Origin of the sequence: Terribacillus sp. JSM ZJ617 (genome assembly GCF_044383785.1) — a bacterium.
Taxonomy (GTDB): Bacteria; Bacillota; Bacilli; order Bacillales; family Amphibacillaceae; genus Terribacillus.
This window is the reverse complement of record NZ_JBISEQ010000001.1, coordinates 765,404-778,449: the sequence shown is the minus strand read 5'-3', so window position 1 is coordinate 778,449 and position 13,046 is coordinate 765,404. Positions and strand designations below refer to the sequence as shown.

The following is a 13,046-nucleotide window of genomic DNA, read 5'->3' as shown; positions in this document are numbered from 1 at the left end:
CATGATGAGACGCAGCATTAAAATGATGATTATTTTAACTTTTGCAATTGTCTTGACGTTAGGAAGAGTGATCTGGTATCACACCCAGATACCTGAAGTTCAGCCTGAGGCAATCGATGGACAGCTGGATGCACGCCAAGTTGATTTTTCAAACAGTCACTCTATAGCATTGAATGGCGAGTGGAAACAGCTAATCAATGCTGATAACCCCCTCTATACACCGCTTCCGAAATATATGGAAGCAAAAGCTGCAGGAACTTATGAAATAACGATACAAACCGGTGAGCAAGTTGGCCGATATGCCCTTTCCGTCCGATCGCTTTATTCTAATTTCTCGGTATATGCCAATGATCAGCTCGTTTACCAAACAACAGACTTCGAAAAAGGACCTCCCACTCCGGTTTCCATTACAGATCTGCGTGCAGATGAGAATGGTCAACTCAAAGTCAAACTCACCTTTGATGAATTCCACGGTAATAAGCGGGCACGATCATTGATTAACGTTAGATTCGGCTCGTCCCAGCAAATTCAAAAGGAGACATATCAAGCAGGCCTGCTCCAGTTTTTCGTTGGCGCCATTATATTTATCCACGCAATATATGCATTTGTACTTTACATAATGAAACCAAAAAAAACTGGTACTTTCTTTTTTTCCATTGCAGCTTTATTGGCGAGCATAGCTGTTGTAGCTTCCGATTACAATACACTGGGCTACGTCATGCCGCTGAGTCACGAGTGGTATGTTCGAATGGTTTATTTCAGTTATATTGGCTTAAGCTTTTTCTTTTTGCTTTTTGTCATCTTCACCTATACAAAAGCAGCTTACAGGTGGCCATTTAAAATCCTTTATGTCCTTTTTATTGCCTATTTGATTTATATCCTTGCAGCACCGATTGAATTCGTTCGGTATGTTATCGGCATCGCTATTTCTTTGGTAGTAGCTTTCTCCATCATATTCTTGATTTTATTCCGGACTGTTCTTCTCAGCGGCGAGAAAGCTTTGCCATTGTTCTTTGCAGGTGCTGCTGTTATCTCTCATGTTGTCTGGTCTATCATTGTAAGTTTTCTCCCTATCGGGGATACGGTGCGAGCTGCTATCAAGGCTGGCTTTTATCCTTTCGATATAACAGTTGCATTGGTATGCTTCTGCAGCTTTTGGTTCCTGCGCTTTTTCCAGACAGAAACTGAGAACGAGCAATACATTAAACAGCTGGAAGCGGAGCAGAGACGGAAGGACCAATTCTTAGCAAATACATCTCACGAGCTGCGCACACCATTGCATGGAATGATGAATATGGTCCAAAGCGTACTGAAACAGGAAAATAAGCTGACAGATCACAGCAGATATCAGCTTGAACTTGCGAAAACACTCAGTCGGAAGATGTCTTATCTTATAAATGACTTGATTGATGTCGATCAGATGAGGATCAATAAAATCCGACTCCAACCTTCTGCTATGTCCATTGAACCTATCCTGGTCGGAACAGTCGATATGCTTCGTTTTATGGCAGATGAGAAGGATGTAAAGATCCATATGCGACTGCCGCAAGGCCTTCCTTACATACATGCAGATGAACAACGCGTCACGCAAATCGTGACTAATATACTGCATAATGCTTTAAAGTTTACATCGGAAGGTAACATAACCATTGAAGTTTCAGCGGATGAGTCCAATCTCTTTGTTAAGATAATGGATACTGGAATCGGAATGGATGCCCAGACGCAGGCAAGGATTTTCAGCCCGTATGAAAAAGGAGAAAATTCCATTTCTGAAAGCGAAGGTATCGGTCTGGGGCTTAGTATCAGCAGACAGCTGGCCGAGCTGCATGGGGGTTCTTTGTCTGCAGAATCAGTTCATGGAAAAGGTTCGGTTTTTACTCTCAGTTTGCCACTCGAAGCGGACTGTCCGGAAGAATACAAAGCAGAGGCAATGGCACGCGTCGAATCTGCCGCTTCAGAGCAGTTTGCCGAACCGCATCTTCAAGCAGACAGCGGCTATCGCATACTTGCAATAGATGATGATCCCGTGAACTTAAAGATCTTAAAACAAGCACTGAAAACAGAAGGCTACCAGATCAAAACAACTGCATCACCGCATGATTTTTTCCGGCAATTGGATACAGACAGATGGGATTTGTTGATTATTGATGTGATGATGCCTGAGATATCAGGTTTCCAATTAACGAAAATAGTGCGCAGCCGCTACAACCTTACAGAATTACCTGTTTTATTGCTGACTGCGCGCTCACAGCCTGAGGATGTATATGCAGGTTTTCAAGCAGGTGCCAATGAGTACGTTACCAAACCAGTGGATATGGTCGAGATGAAAATACGTATCAAATCACTGCTGGAGCTAAAAAGCTCCATCGAAGATCGACTCAGCATGGAAGCTGCCTGGCTGCAGGCTCAGATTCACCCGCATTTCCTATTTAATACATTGAATACAATCGGAGCATTAAGTGCGATTGATAATGACCGGATGCTGCGGCTGCTTCAGGAGTTCGGCAGCTACTTGCAGGCAAGCTTCAATGGAAAGAACCTGTCCAGCAGTATCCCCATCGAAAAGGAATTGGATTTGGTACGATCTTATTTATATATCCAAAAGGAACGATTTGGTGAAAAGCTGCAAGTTAACTGGGAAATCGAATCTGAAGTCAAATTCAGTATTCCTCCCCTGACGCTGCAGCCCTTGGTTGAAAATGCAATTCTTCATGGCTTACAGCCAAAAGAAGATGGTGGCACCGTTCTGATACAACTATTTAGAAAAGGAGATAATGCCTTTATTCGAATTAAAGATGACGGCATTGGTATCACTCCCGATAAACAGCGGCGGTTGAATATATCTGCTGGCCACAGAGATAGCATCGGCTTGATCAATACCCATTCCCGACTGCAAAAGCTCAACGGCTGCGGGCTGATACTTTGCAGCGAAGAAGGATTAGGCACCACGATACAAATCAGCATCCCTATAATAGAAGAAAAGAAGAAGACCAGTAATCCCTAAGGAAGCTGGTCTTCTTCTTCATTTCAGCTTCTCAGGCAGACTATGGATGGAAGCAATCAGTGTATTCAGCTTGTTTTCGATCCGGTGCATCAAATAAAATGTGACAGCTGCCGGAAACCCGAATTCCTTTATGATCGCAAGCCATGGATCCATCAGCTACGCCCCCTTTCTTATTAAAAAGGAGTGCAGCACGCAGCGGCTGCACTCCTTTAAGGTTAGAATACTTCCTGTACAGTACGATCGACGATACGGGCTGCTTTTTTAGAGACAAGCGCTCCGCCGCTCGATGCGATGACATTCTGTGCGAGAATCGCATCCATCGCCTGATTGATTGCTGTCTCGTCGAATGGTTCCACCGGCTGCTCCAAACTGATGGTTACAGTCTTGCCAGCTTCATTTAAAAACTGCAGATCAAGCTTCTTCATGCTTTATTCCTCCTTTTTTGTCGAATTAAGTTTCACGCAGGATGGAGTGATCGTTCTTCTCCACTGCGTACAGATTGCGCTGCTGCAATGGTACCAATGCATTGGCGAAAGCCTGCAGCTCATCCGGTGTTGCATCGAGTCTGATGTTGTTAAAAGATTTTGTTTTGTATTTGTCTTTGCCTGTGTCAGGATCTACACCGTCGTATAAAACGATGCTGAGACGTGTTTTATTATGGGTTGCTATGACTGCCATGTTTCTCCCCTTCTTTCACAGCTATAATCGGAGCATGGCCCAAAAAAGTGTAGAAAAAGTTTAGAAAAATGATCAAGGGTACAGCCTCAGCCCAGTCACGAGCGGGATAGGCTTGTAATATAATAGTAATTTTACGTTGCTGCTGTTTCATAGTACAATTAAGGTTAGCATGTTCTGCTAACAGGTAGACTTTACCAGCAAAATTAATGAATAAACATACAGATACATCAGTAAATAAAGGAGTTTAATCATGAGAAGAAGGTCACCTTACCAATCCCAGCCTCCCAGGCGAATAGTGAAGAAAAAAGTAAATAAAAAACGAATTTTGATGCTGCTCCTTATCCCCGTTTTAATCCTTGGAGCAGGCGGAGCAGCGTATGCTGCTCATTTATGGACCTCCGCAGCCAGTGCCATTGACAATGCCCATGTCGCAGATACACGGGATAAATCAGCATTACGGGATGAAGCAGTCGACCCCGTCGAGGATAATATTTCGATTCTATTCATGGGAGTGGACGACAGTGACACACGCGATGAAGGTAATTCCCGCTCCGATGCGATGATCCTTGCTACTTTCAATAAGAAAGAGCATAGCGTTGATCTTTTGAGTATCCCGCGTGACTCTTACGTGTATGTACCGGAAGTCGATCGCCAGACAAAAATCACCCACGCACACGCTTATGGCGGTGCCCAGGCTAGTGTGGAAACCGTTGAGAATTTCCTCAACGTCCCAGTCGACTATTATGCAGAAATCAACTTCAATGCCTTCATGGACATCATCGATACACTAGGCGGTATCGAGGTGGAAGTTCCTTATGAGCTATATGAACAGAACTCAAAGGATCAAAAAGATGCTATCCATCTGGAAGAAGGATTACAGGAGCTTAATGGGGAAGAAGCACTAGCGCTTGCCCGTACCCGTCATTACGACAATGATATTGAAAGAGGGAAACGCCAGCAGGAAATCATCAAGGCGATGATCACCAAAGCATCATCAGCTGGATCAGTATTCAAATATGATGCATTGATTCAGGATGTAGGCGACAACCTAAGTACAAGTCTTACATTCGATCAGATCAAGAGTTTCATCTCTTACGGAACAAGCAATGACCTGACGATTAACACATTGAATTTGGACGGAACCGGCGGTAAGCTATCTGACGGCATTTGGTACTATCAAGTCGACCCAGCTTCACTGGCAGATGTACAGACACAGCTTCGTAAACATCTCGGCCTGTCTGAGGAAGTAGACACAGATAGCGTGGAAACGGATGGAAGCGGAGTTTACGATGATAGCTCTGGAACTACTGACTCTACTGGTTCTACTAGCAGCGGAACTGGAGAAGCTGGTACCACAGACAGCAGTACTGGAGCAACAGGAAGCACTGGTACATCTGACAGCAGTACTGGAGCAACAGGAGGCACTGGTACATCTGACAGCAGTACTGGAACAACAGGAGGCACTGGTACATCTGACAGCAGTACTGGGTCTACTGGAACCACTGATAACAGTACCGGAACTAGCGGATCAACAGACAGCAGTACAGAATCAAGCGGGACTTCAAGCTATGATACAGGCAGCTCTAGCACTGACAGTACGTCCAGCAATTCAACTAGCGGTTCAACCTATGAAGATACAACAGGTACCACAACAAACGACAGCACGTCGGTCGGCTCGACAGGAAGTACTACAACACCATAACCCAAACAAAACTGCCACCCCTCTTTTGGGTGGCAGTTCCTTTTGTCAGATTAGCTTTCGCCATTGTAAAGACAGTGTAAATTAAAATTGTTTTCTATTGTTGTTGCTAGTATAATTTAAGAGGTCTGAACAAAAGAACATCCTAGCAGGAAGGACTTTTTTATGAAATCAGCAATTACTGTTCTAAAAGAACAATTCAAGCATTTTAATCTCATTAGACGCATATCGCTTTATGAACTTAGGAATAACAATAATGCAAACTATCTAGGATTGGCGTGGGAGATTATCAGCCCTGTCATTCAAATCGCAATCTATTGGCTCGTATTCGGTTACTTGATTAGCGGTGGTGAAGGACGAACGATTCCGAATCCAACTCCTGGAGAACCTGATTTGCAGTTCTTCCCTTGGCTTGTTTCCGGTTTGATTATCTGGATGTTTTTCCAGCCCGCTGCAACTCAAGGCGCAAAATCAATCTATTCCAGACTGCGATTGTTATCCAAGATGAATTTCCCGATGAGCGTGATTCCAAATATCACGATCTTCTCTAAATTCTATCCGCATTTGATACTCGTAGTTTTGACAATAATTCTAATGCAAGTGACCGGTTATCCGGTTAGTATCTATATGCTGCAGCTACCATACTTTATGGTTGCGACATTTGCGTTTACGTATGCATTCGTGCTGCTCATGACAACATTGACGACTCTTATAAGGGATATTCAGCTTCTTTTACAAGCTACCCTGCGTATGGTTCTGTATTTGACACCAATTCTATGGGTATCCCAAGGCTTGCCAGACTTTCTGAAAATACTGATGAAGTTAAATCCACTATACTATCTGGTAGAGGGTTACCGCGCATCATTGATGGGACAAAATGGCTGGTACTTTATAACATCATGGGATTATACAATCTACTTCTGGGTAGTCACTGCAATCATCTTCATGATTGGTGCTGCCTTACACATCCGTTTCAGAAGACACTTTATCGACTTTCTCTAATTAGAAAGGGATTTTTATGGATAAATCAATCATTGTTGAAAATGTAAGCAAAAAATATAAATTGTATAGCAAAAGCTCAGATCGTATTAAGGACATCATTTTCCCGAAGGAATACGGGGAAGATTTTTACGCATTGCGCAATGTAAGCTTTACGGCTGAAAAAGGTGATGTTGTCGGATTTATCGGTATCAACGGTTCCGGTAAATCTACATTGTCGAATATCATAGCTGGCATCGTTCCCGAAACGACGGGCTCAGTTACCTTGAATGGCGATGCAGCTTTGATCGCTGTTTCCGCTGGTTTGAAGGGTGATTTAACGGGCAGACAGAACATTGAATTGAAATGTTTGATGCTTGGACTTAACAAGAAGGAAATCGCCGAGCTTGAACCGAAAATCATCGAATTTGCTGAGCTGGAGAAGTTCATCGACCAGCCAGTTAAAAATTACTCGAGCGGAATGAAATCACGCCTTGGGTTCTCTATCTCTGTTAATATCGATCCGGAAATCTTGATTATCGATGAAGCGTTATCCGTAGGTGATAAGGCATTCGCTGAGAAGAGTCTTGCCAAGATGCATGAATTCAAGGATAAAGGCAAGACGATGATTTTCGTCAGCCACTCGCTTGGACAAATGAAGCAGTTCTGCGATAAAATCCTTTGGCTGGAATTTGGACAAGTACGGGAGTATGGCTCTATTCATGAAGTCATCCCGAGATACGACCAATTTCTTAACGAATACAAGAAGATGTCGAAGGAAGAAAAAGAAGCATATCGTGAGCGCGCCATCGCAGGTGCAGGGAATTAAAAAAGACAGAGAGGCTACTCGCCTTTCTGTCTTTTTATTTGCGTATAAGGACGCGGAACATAAATTCAAATGCTTTAAGGATCCGTTTCCACCGGAACGGCTGCTTAATCAAGCGGTAAAGCCATTCCAAATTCAGTTTTATCCATGCACGAGGTGCACGCTTCATTTCTCCGGCTAATATGTCGAATACACCGCCGACACCCATGAATACACCTTTTTCGAATAGATGCTTATGAGCAGCGATGAAGTTCTCTTGTCTCGGGAACCCCATTGCAACAAAGATAAGATCTGGTTTAGTTGCAGCTGCTTGCTCTGCAACTGCAGCTTCTGCATCTGCGTTAAAATATCCATGGTGGCTTCCGGCAATGCGGATACCGGGATACTGAGATCGCACACGGTTTACCGCTCGTTCGTTCGCTTCCTGTTTCGCTCCAAGGAAGTAGCAGCTAAGGTTATGCTTTTCGGCATAGCTGAGCAGCTTGAACATAAGATCGAAGCCAGTCACGCGTTCTTCAATTGGGTTACCAAGTATTTTAGAGGCAATGACGACCCCTGCACCGTCCGGTATTATATAGTCAGCACTTTTGACACTTTGTTTATAAACAGCATCCACTCTTGTCTGCATGACAATCTCCGGGTTAGCCGTTACGATATACGTACTTTCGCCAGCGTTGATCCGTGGATAAAGATGCTGCTGCAATAGTTCTTTTTGCGTTAATTTATTAAAAGGAATATCCATTATTTCTACGATTTCTTGATTTGACACACTTGTAACAACCTTTCAAGATCAAACCATCAGGTAGGAATCTTCGTATGATAGACTTTCCCATTATGCCACGAAAACAATAACTTTACAATTATTCACATAGAATTTACACAAATAGAAAACAGCCGGTAATATACCGGCTGTTTTCTTATTTACGGCCAAATCCGAAGAAGGATCTTTTCTTCTCCTGCGGCTTCTCGTTTTCTGATGGAGTATAGGATTGTCCGAACATTTCTACCCAATCCTTTTTGTAGCTCTCTTCACTGAATCTCTCAATCACTTCTGTTGCACGCTCTGATAGTCTGTCACGAAGATTTTTGTCATTCATGATAGCGACTACTTTATCAGCCAGTGCCTTCTGATCGCCTTTTTTCACAAGATAGCCATCGATATCATCCCTGACAATATCTTTTGGTCCATACTTGATATCATAGGCGACCGCTGGCGTTCCCGCTGCAAGTGTCTCTGTAAGCACCATGCCGAAGCCTTCGAAATCGGAAGTTAAGATTGTACAAGCTGCTGACTGGTAGGATGCTGTCGGATCAGAGGAGAAGCCTAACAGCTTCACGTTCTTCTCCAGTCCAAGACGTTTGATTTGAGCCTTCAGCTCATCCTCAAGCGGTCCAAATCCGTAAATATGGTACTCTGCATCCGGGATCTTGTCCACCACGTGTTTAAAGGCTGCAATTCCTTCATCCAGGCGCTTTTGTCCCTCAAAGCGAGCCAGTGTGACAGCTACCTTCGGCTGATAGGCTTGCTGTGCAGCTGGCGTGTCCGGTGCTGCGTGCGGAATGACATGCAGCTTCGTCGTTACCTGATAGCGGGAAGTAATATCCTTTTCCTGTTCATGCGTCAGGAAGACGACATGGTCAAAGCTATTGATACCTTCCACGAAATGATTCCAGGATTTCTTCGTTTTCGCGCTATCATCATAAGGTGATTCGAAGTGATTATTGTGCGCAACTGCAACTTTTTCCACATCTGCTTTTACGAGCAGGACAGTTTCATCTGTCTTTCTTGAATCAGACATGAGCACAGGCGCTTCATAATCTAGTACTGCTGTATCAATCCAAGCAGCATACGCATGGTTGATAGAATCGTATTCGACATCTTCTTCACCGAAGAGGATGGTCCTGCCTTCACTGCCCGATGGATTGACCCATACCGTAATACGGCATGTGCCGTCTTCCAAAAGATAGCGGTGCAGTTTCGGCTTATTCGTAAAGTGATCCATGTGGCTTGTTCTCACAAGACGACCATCCCGCAGGTATTCTGCTCTGCTGAGACGTGTACGGCTGTCATCCATATAATCGATGAGCTTCAGCGAGCCGTCCCCATTGAAGCGACGATATTCTTTATAAACGCCATCCTTATAATAGCGAAAAGCAGGCTGCTTGCTCTTTTTATCCTGGATAGCGTGCAATCCCTCAACTTCGGCAGATGCTTCTTTAGGTTTATCCACCTTGCTGATATGAAGAAGATCCGTGAAATAATTTCTCACTTCGACTCTTCTATCCAGCTGGCCTGACTTATACAATTTTTCGATGATGTTCTTGTGGTCCTGCTGAAAAGCCAGTGTGAAGAAAACAACTTTCCCGTAATGGTCTGCGAGAATATTCGCCCGCTTCATTACTGCTTTCGTCAGGCCGCCTCGCTCCACATTCAGTGAATTGAACACGAATATTGGGGTCTTCATCATTTTATCCTCCTACTGGTATGCAATTTCGCTAAAAACACAGTACCAAACAGTCATTTACCTTATCTAAGGGTATTACTTTTTCATAAAACCGAATAATGATTTTTTCTTCTTATTCCCTTGTCCTGATTGTGAGCTGAACACTTCTATCCAAGACTGATTATAATTGTCTTCGCTGAAACGTCCGGATATATCAATAGCCTTTTCAGCCATCTCTCTCCGCAGTTCACTATCCTCCATGACGGATAGTATCCGATCAGCGAGCAGTTTCTGATTGCCGGCTTCCACAATGAAGCCATCCACTCCATCCCGGATGATTTCCCTTGGGCCGTATTTCATATCATAGGTGATTGCCGGTGTACCTGCGGCCATACTTTCTGTCAGCACCATTCCAAAACCTTCGTATTTTGATGTAAGGATGGAGCATGCTGCTGATTGATAAGCTGCTGCCGGATCAGTGGTAAAGCCCATCAGCTTCACATTATCCTGCAGCCCAAGCTCCTTGATCAGTTTCTGCAGCTGCGATTCCAATGGTCCGAAGCCGTAAATATGATAGCGTGCATCTGGCAGCTTGTCTACGACATGCCGGAATGCACGAATGCCCTCATCCACAGCTTTCTCTTCCGAATATCTCGACAAGGAAACCGCAAGATGCTGATCGACGCTTCCTGCAGCAGCAGGGGCCGTTGGTGGCGCAGCATGCGGAATAACATGCAGCTTTTGTGAATCAACTTGGTATCTGGAAATAATATCCTGCTTCTGATGTTCTGTCAGAACGATGACCTTGTCATAATCATTGATTCCATCAAAGAAGGTATGCCATGTGATTTTCGTTTCAGAATCATCTTTATATGGTGCAGCGATATGAGAACTATGCGCGACGCCTATTTTCTCGTAATCACCTTTTACTCGAAGCACCGTTTCATCTGTTTTTCTGGAATCGGATAGAAGAACTGGTGAATCATAGATCTTGACCGCCTCTTCAATCCAATCCGCATAAGCATGCTCGATCTTTGCATATTCCTTGTTCAGATCGAACCGAATAGTGCGGCCTTCTGTATTTGGTTCATCCAGCCAAACAGCAATCCTGCAAGAACCGTCTGCATGAAAATACCTATGCAGCTTCGCCTTATTATTAGAGATATCCATGTGACTTGCCCTGACTAGACGACTATTACGCAAATATTCTTCTCGGCGCTGCCTTGTTCGGCTCTCGTCCATATAATCAATCAGTTTCAGCGAACCATCCTGTTCAAATCGGCGGTATTGTTCATAAAATCCATTGTTATAGTAACGATAAGCTGGCAATTTACTTCTCTTATCGACAATATGGCTGTAGCCTGGAAGCTCCACGGCCGTTTGCACCGGTTCTGTAACATGCTCCATATCAAGCAGATCGGCGTAGAAATTCCTCACCTTGATACGCCTGTCCATCTGTCCGGATTCGTATAGTTTTTCAATAATATTCTTATGATCCTGTTGATAAGCAAGTGTAAAGAAGACAACCTCCGGACAATGATCGACCAAGAGGTTGGCACGTTTTAATACCGCTTTTGTTAAACCACCGCGTTTAACATTCAATGAGTTAAACACGAAGATTGGTGTTTTCATTGCTGTGTCCTCCTAAGCGGAATTATTGTTCATTTAAGATAGCATAACTTAACAGTTATTTAAAACGATAACCTTATCATGCTCTTAGCATCCGCTTGATTTTGTTGGCGATACGCTGTTTTTTGCTAAGCTGTTTTGGTTTCTTTTTCGTCGTATCCTGCAGTTTAAAGGATAGGTTTCCGTGCTTTGTATTGTAGGTTGTGACATTAAGCAAATGATTCTTTTTCTTGGAAGAAGTAAGCTTAGTTGTCGCATGACGAGGCATCTCACCTAAGATTCGCGCGATAGCTGTATAATTCTCGATTCTGCTGACAAGATGCAAATCTACAATGTCCTTCTCCGCTTCGATCCTTTCGATTATGGATGCCGGGATGACAACATGGAATGCCGATAGCATCTGCTCTTGCATCACTTCAGGATTCACAGGAACTGGATTGTCTATATGATAGGCACCTTTTTGAACAGCAAGAGAGGTTACGCGGTCACTATCCCTGTCGCTAAGCTTCAAATAAAGCTGTTCCTCAGAGGCGTCAACCAAAGAATGATAGCTATACCCTTCTAGTAACAAGCCTTCTGCTTTTTTCTCCACACGTGTTACAGCTGCCGTAAGCTTATTCGAGCGGTGGAAGGATAAAGATTCAGCCTTAGCCAATTCATAAGCTTTTTCTGCCTTCGGATAGATGAGACCATGGAATACTTGCATATTACCTGGATGACGCTCTGCATACCAGAAGTTGATAAGATCATCGAGCTCACCTTGCTCAATGATTCGAAGCAGCAGCTTTTCCCTGGTATTGAAATTCGCATAAATCTCCAGGAAATTATGCTGCTTGATCAATTCTTTCAAGGAATTGAAGATGAATAGCTTATCCTCCATCTGGAAGGAGCGTGTGATCGTCGTGCGGAGTTCAATATTCAGTACTCGCGTTAAATATTGATAATAGGTGAGCAGCTTTTTCTCTTTAGGAAGCTGCAAACCAGCAACAGCAGCAAGCGTCTCTTCAAACTGATGCATATAAAGACGGCCAGTAATCGGTTTTTTTGTAAGCTGCTCTCTGCCTACAGTGAGATTATTCGTGAGATAATAGCACGGGTAATCTTTTACGATAGATATAGAATTAGAGTAAGCATAAGCTTGGATGACGAATGGCTGATCCTCACCAAGCGAGTAATGTTCCGGGAACCGGATATTATGCTCACGAAGCAAGCTTACTCGGAACAGCTTCTGTACGCTGACTGTGTACATGGCGTTAGAGCCATAGAAGCTGAAATTATCTGGGTTCCGCTTGAAAATGGCTTGGGGAACACCTCTATTGATACCGACATATCTCCCGACAACGATGTCACTGTCGTATTGAAGGATTTTCTCCTCCATCCGCTCTAATGCTTCTTCTCCAAGATAATCATCTCCGTCTACGAAGAAGATGAAATCACCTGTCGCAAGCTCGATCGCCTTATTTCGCGGACCGCTCGGTGAACCGCTGTTTTCCTGGTGGACAATACGTACAAAACTGTATGTATTGCTGTACTCTTCCAAGATTGCTGGACTTTGGTCGGTAGACCCATCATTTACACAGATAATCTCCAGTTTGTCTTTATCAATGGTCTGATTGATGATACTGTCCAGACACTGCCTGATTGTATTTTCGTCATTATAAACTGGAATTGCAATTGTATACTTCAACTTCATCTTATCCTCCGATATTTACATTCATTTTACACTAATTTCATTTTACAACTAATTCCTACAATATGTAACAAAAAATCACACCACGTACGTTCTCG

Annotated in this window: 11 protein-coding genes; 4 read left to right on the top strand and 7 right to left on the bottom strand. The window is 43.6% G+C overall.

The window, feature by feature from the left end; translation table 11 throughout:
• Position 1: 1 nt before the first annotated feature.
• The gene (locus tag ACH6C1_RS03795) at positions 2-3,004 is read left to right on the top strand and encodes an ATP-binding protein (RefSeq protein ID WP_374074736.1); all 3,003 of its coding nucleotides are present in this window, start codon (positions 2-4) and stop codon (positions 3,002-3,004) included.
• Between the two features lie 18 nt (positions 3,005-3,022).
• Here ACH6C1_RS03795 and ACH6C1_RS03790 read toward each other — a convergent pair whose 3' ends face one another.
• The 3 genes from ACH6C1_RS03790 to ACH6C1_RS03780 all read right to left on the bottom strand — a co-directional run bounded on the left by ACH6C1_RS03790 (position 3,023) and on the right by ACH6C1_RS03780 (position 3,682).
• On the bottom strand, positions 3,023-3,157 hold the full coding sequence (locus tag ACH6C1_RS03790) for a YvrJ family protein (RefSeq protein ID WP_095220880.1): 135 nt from the start codon (positions 3,155-3,157) through the stop codon (positions 3,023-3,025).
• Positions 3,158-3,219: 62 nt separating this feature from the next.
• Entirely contained in the window at positions 3,220-3,429 is a 210-nt protein-coding gene (locus ACH6C1_RS03785; RefSeq protein ID WP_095220881.1) for a DUF2922 domain-containing protein, read from the bottom strand.
• A 25-nt stretch (positions 3,430-3,454) separates the two neighbouring features.
• Entirely contained in the window at positions 3,455-3,682 is a 228-nt protein-coding gene (locus ACH6C1_RS03780) for a DUF1659 domain-containing protein (protein WP_095220882.1), read from the bottom strand.
• A gap of 250 nt (positions 3,683-3,932) precedes the next feature.
• Between ACH6C1_RS03780 and ACH6C1_RS03775 the strand changes: the two genes are divergently transcribed.
• From ACH6C1_RS03775 to tagH, 3 genes are all read left to right on the top strand, one after another.
• Entirely contained in the window at positions 3,933-5,384 is a 1,452-nt protein-coding gene (locus tag ACH6C1_RS03775) for an LCP family protein (RefSeq protein WP_374074733.1), read from the top strand.
• Positions 5,385-5,546: 162 nt separating this feature from the next.
• The gene (locus ACH6C1_RS03770) at positions 5,547-6,383 is read left to right on the top strand and encodes an ABC transporter permease (protein WP_374074732.1); all 837 of its coding nucleotides are present in this window, start codon (positions 5,547-5,549) and stop codon (positions 6,381-6,383) included.
• Positions 6,384-6,399: 16 nt separating this feature from the next.
• On the top strand, positions 6,400-7,188 hold the full coding sequence (gene tagH / locus ACH6C1_RS03765) for a teichoic acids export ABC transporter ATP-binding subunit TagH (protein WP_095220885.1): 789 nt from the start codon (positions 6,400-6,402) through the stop codon (positions 7,186-7,188).
• A 34-nt stretch (positions 7,189-7,222) separates the two neighbouring features.
• Here the strand turns inward: tagH and ACH6C1_RS03760 are convergent, their stop codons facing one another.
• The 4 genes from ACH6C1_RS03760 to ACH6C1_RS03745 all read right to left on the bottom strand — a co-directional run bounded on the left by ACH6C1_RS03760 (position 7,223) and on the right by ACH6C1_RS03745 (position 12,951).
• Entirely contained in the window at positions 7,223-7,954 is a 732-nt protein-coding gene (locus tag ACH6C1_RS03760) for a WecB/TagA/CpsF family glycosyltransferase (RefSeq protein WP_366247747.1), read from the bottom strand.
• Between the two features lie 148 nt (positions 7,955-8,102).
• Complete coding sequence (locus ACH6C1_RS03755; protein ID WP_366247748.1) at positions 8,103-9,653, bottom strand: glycosyltransferase; 1,551 nt, start codon at positions 9,651-9,653, stop codon at positions 8,103-8,105.
• A 72-nt stretch (positions 9,654-9,725) separates the two neighbouring features.
• A complete protein-coding gene (locus ACH6C1_RS03750; protein WP_374074730.1) occupies positions 9,726-11,261 on the bottom strand; it encodes a glycosyltransferase in 1,536 nt (511 codons plus the stop codon).
• A 76-nt stretch (positions 11,262-11,337) separates the two neighbouring features.
• The gene (locus ACH6C1_RS03745; protein ID WP_095220888.1) at positions 11,338-12,951 is read right to left on the bottom strand and encodes a glycosyltransferase family 2 protein; all 1,614 of its coding nucleotides are present in this window, start codon (positions 12,949-12,951) and stop codon (positions 11,338-11,340) included.
• Positions 12,952-13,046 lie beyond the last annotated feature (95 nt).

Bases quoted from the DNA above. Each gene is read 5' to 3' on its own strand.
- ACH6C1_RS03795 (WP_374074736.1), top strand. From the start codon at position 2: ATGATGAGACGCAGCATTAAAATGATGATTATTTTAACTTTTGCAATT.
- ACH6C1_RS03790 (WP_095220880.1), bottom strand. From the start codon at position 3,157: ATGGATCCATGGCTTGCGATCATAAAGGAATTCGGGTTTCCGGCAGCT.
- ACH6C1_RS03785 (WP_095220881.1), bottom strand. From the start codon at position 3,429: ATGAAGAAGCTTGATCTGCAGTTTTTAAATGAAGCTGGCAAGACTGTA.
- ACH6C1_RS03780 (WP_095220882.1), bottom strand. From the start codon at position 3,682: ATGGCAGTCATAGCAACCCATAATAAAACACGTCTCAGCATCGTTTTA.
- ACH6C1_RS03775 (WP_374074733.1), top strand. From the start codon at position 3,933: ATGAGAAGAAGGTCACCTTACCAATCCCAGCCTCCCAGGCGAATAGTG.
- ACH6C1_RS03770 (WP_374074732.1), top strand. From the start codon at position 5,547: ATGAAATCAGCAATTACTGTTCTAAAAGAACAATTCAAGCATTTTAAT.
- tagH (WP_095220885.1), top strand. From the start codon at position 6,400: ATGGATAAATCAATCATTGTTGAAAATGTAAGCAAAAAATATAAATTG.
- ACH6C1_RS03755 (WP_366247748.1), bottom strand. From the start codon at position 9,653: ATGATGAAGACCCCAATATTCGTGTTCAATTCACTGAATGTGGAGCGA.
- ACH6C1_RS03750 (WP_374074730.1), bottom strand. From the start codon at position 11,261: ATGAAAACACCAATCTTCGTGTTTAACTCATTGAATGTTAAACGCGGT.
- ACH6C1_RS03745 (WP_095220888.1), bottom strand. From the start codon at position 12,951: ATGAAGTTGAAGTATACAATTGCAATTCCAGTTTATAATGACGAAAAT.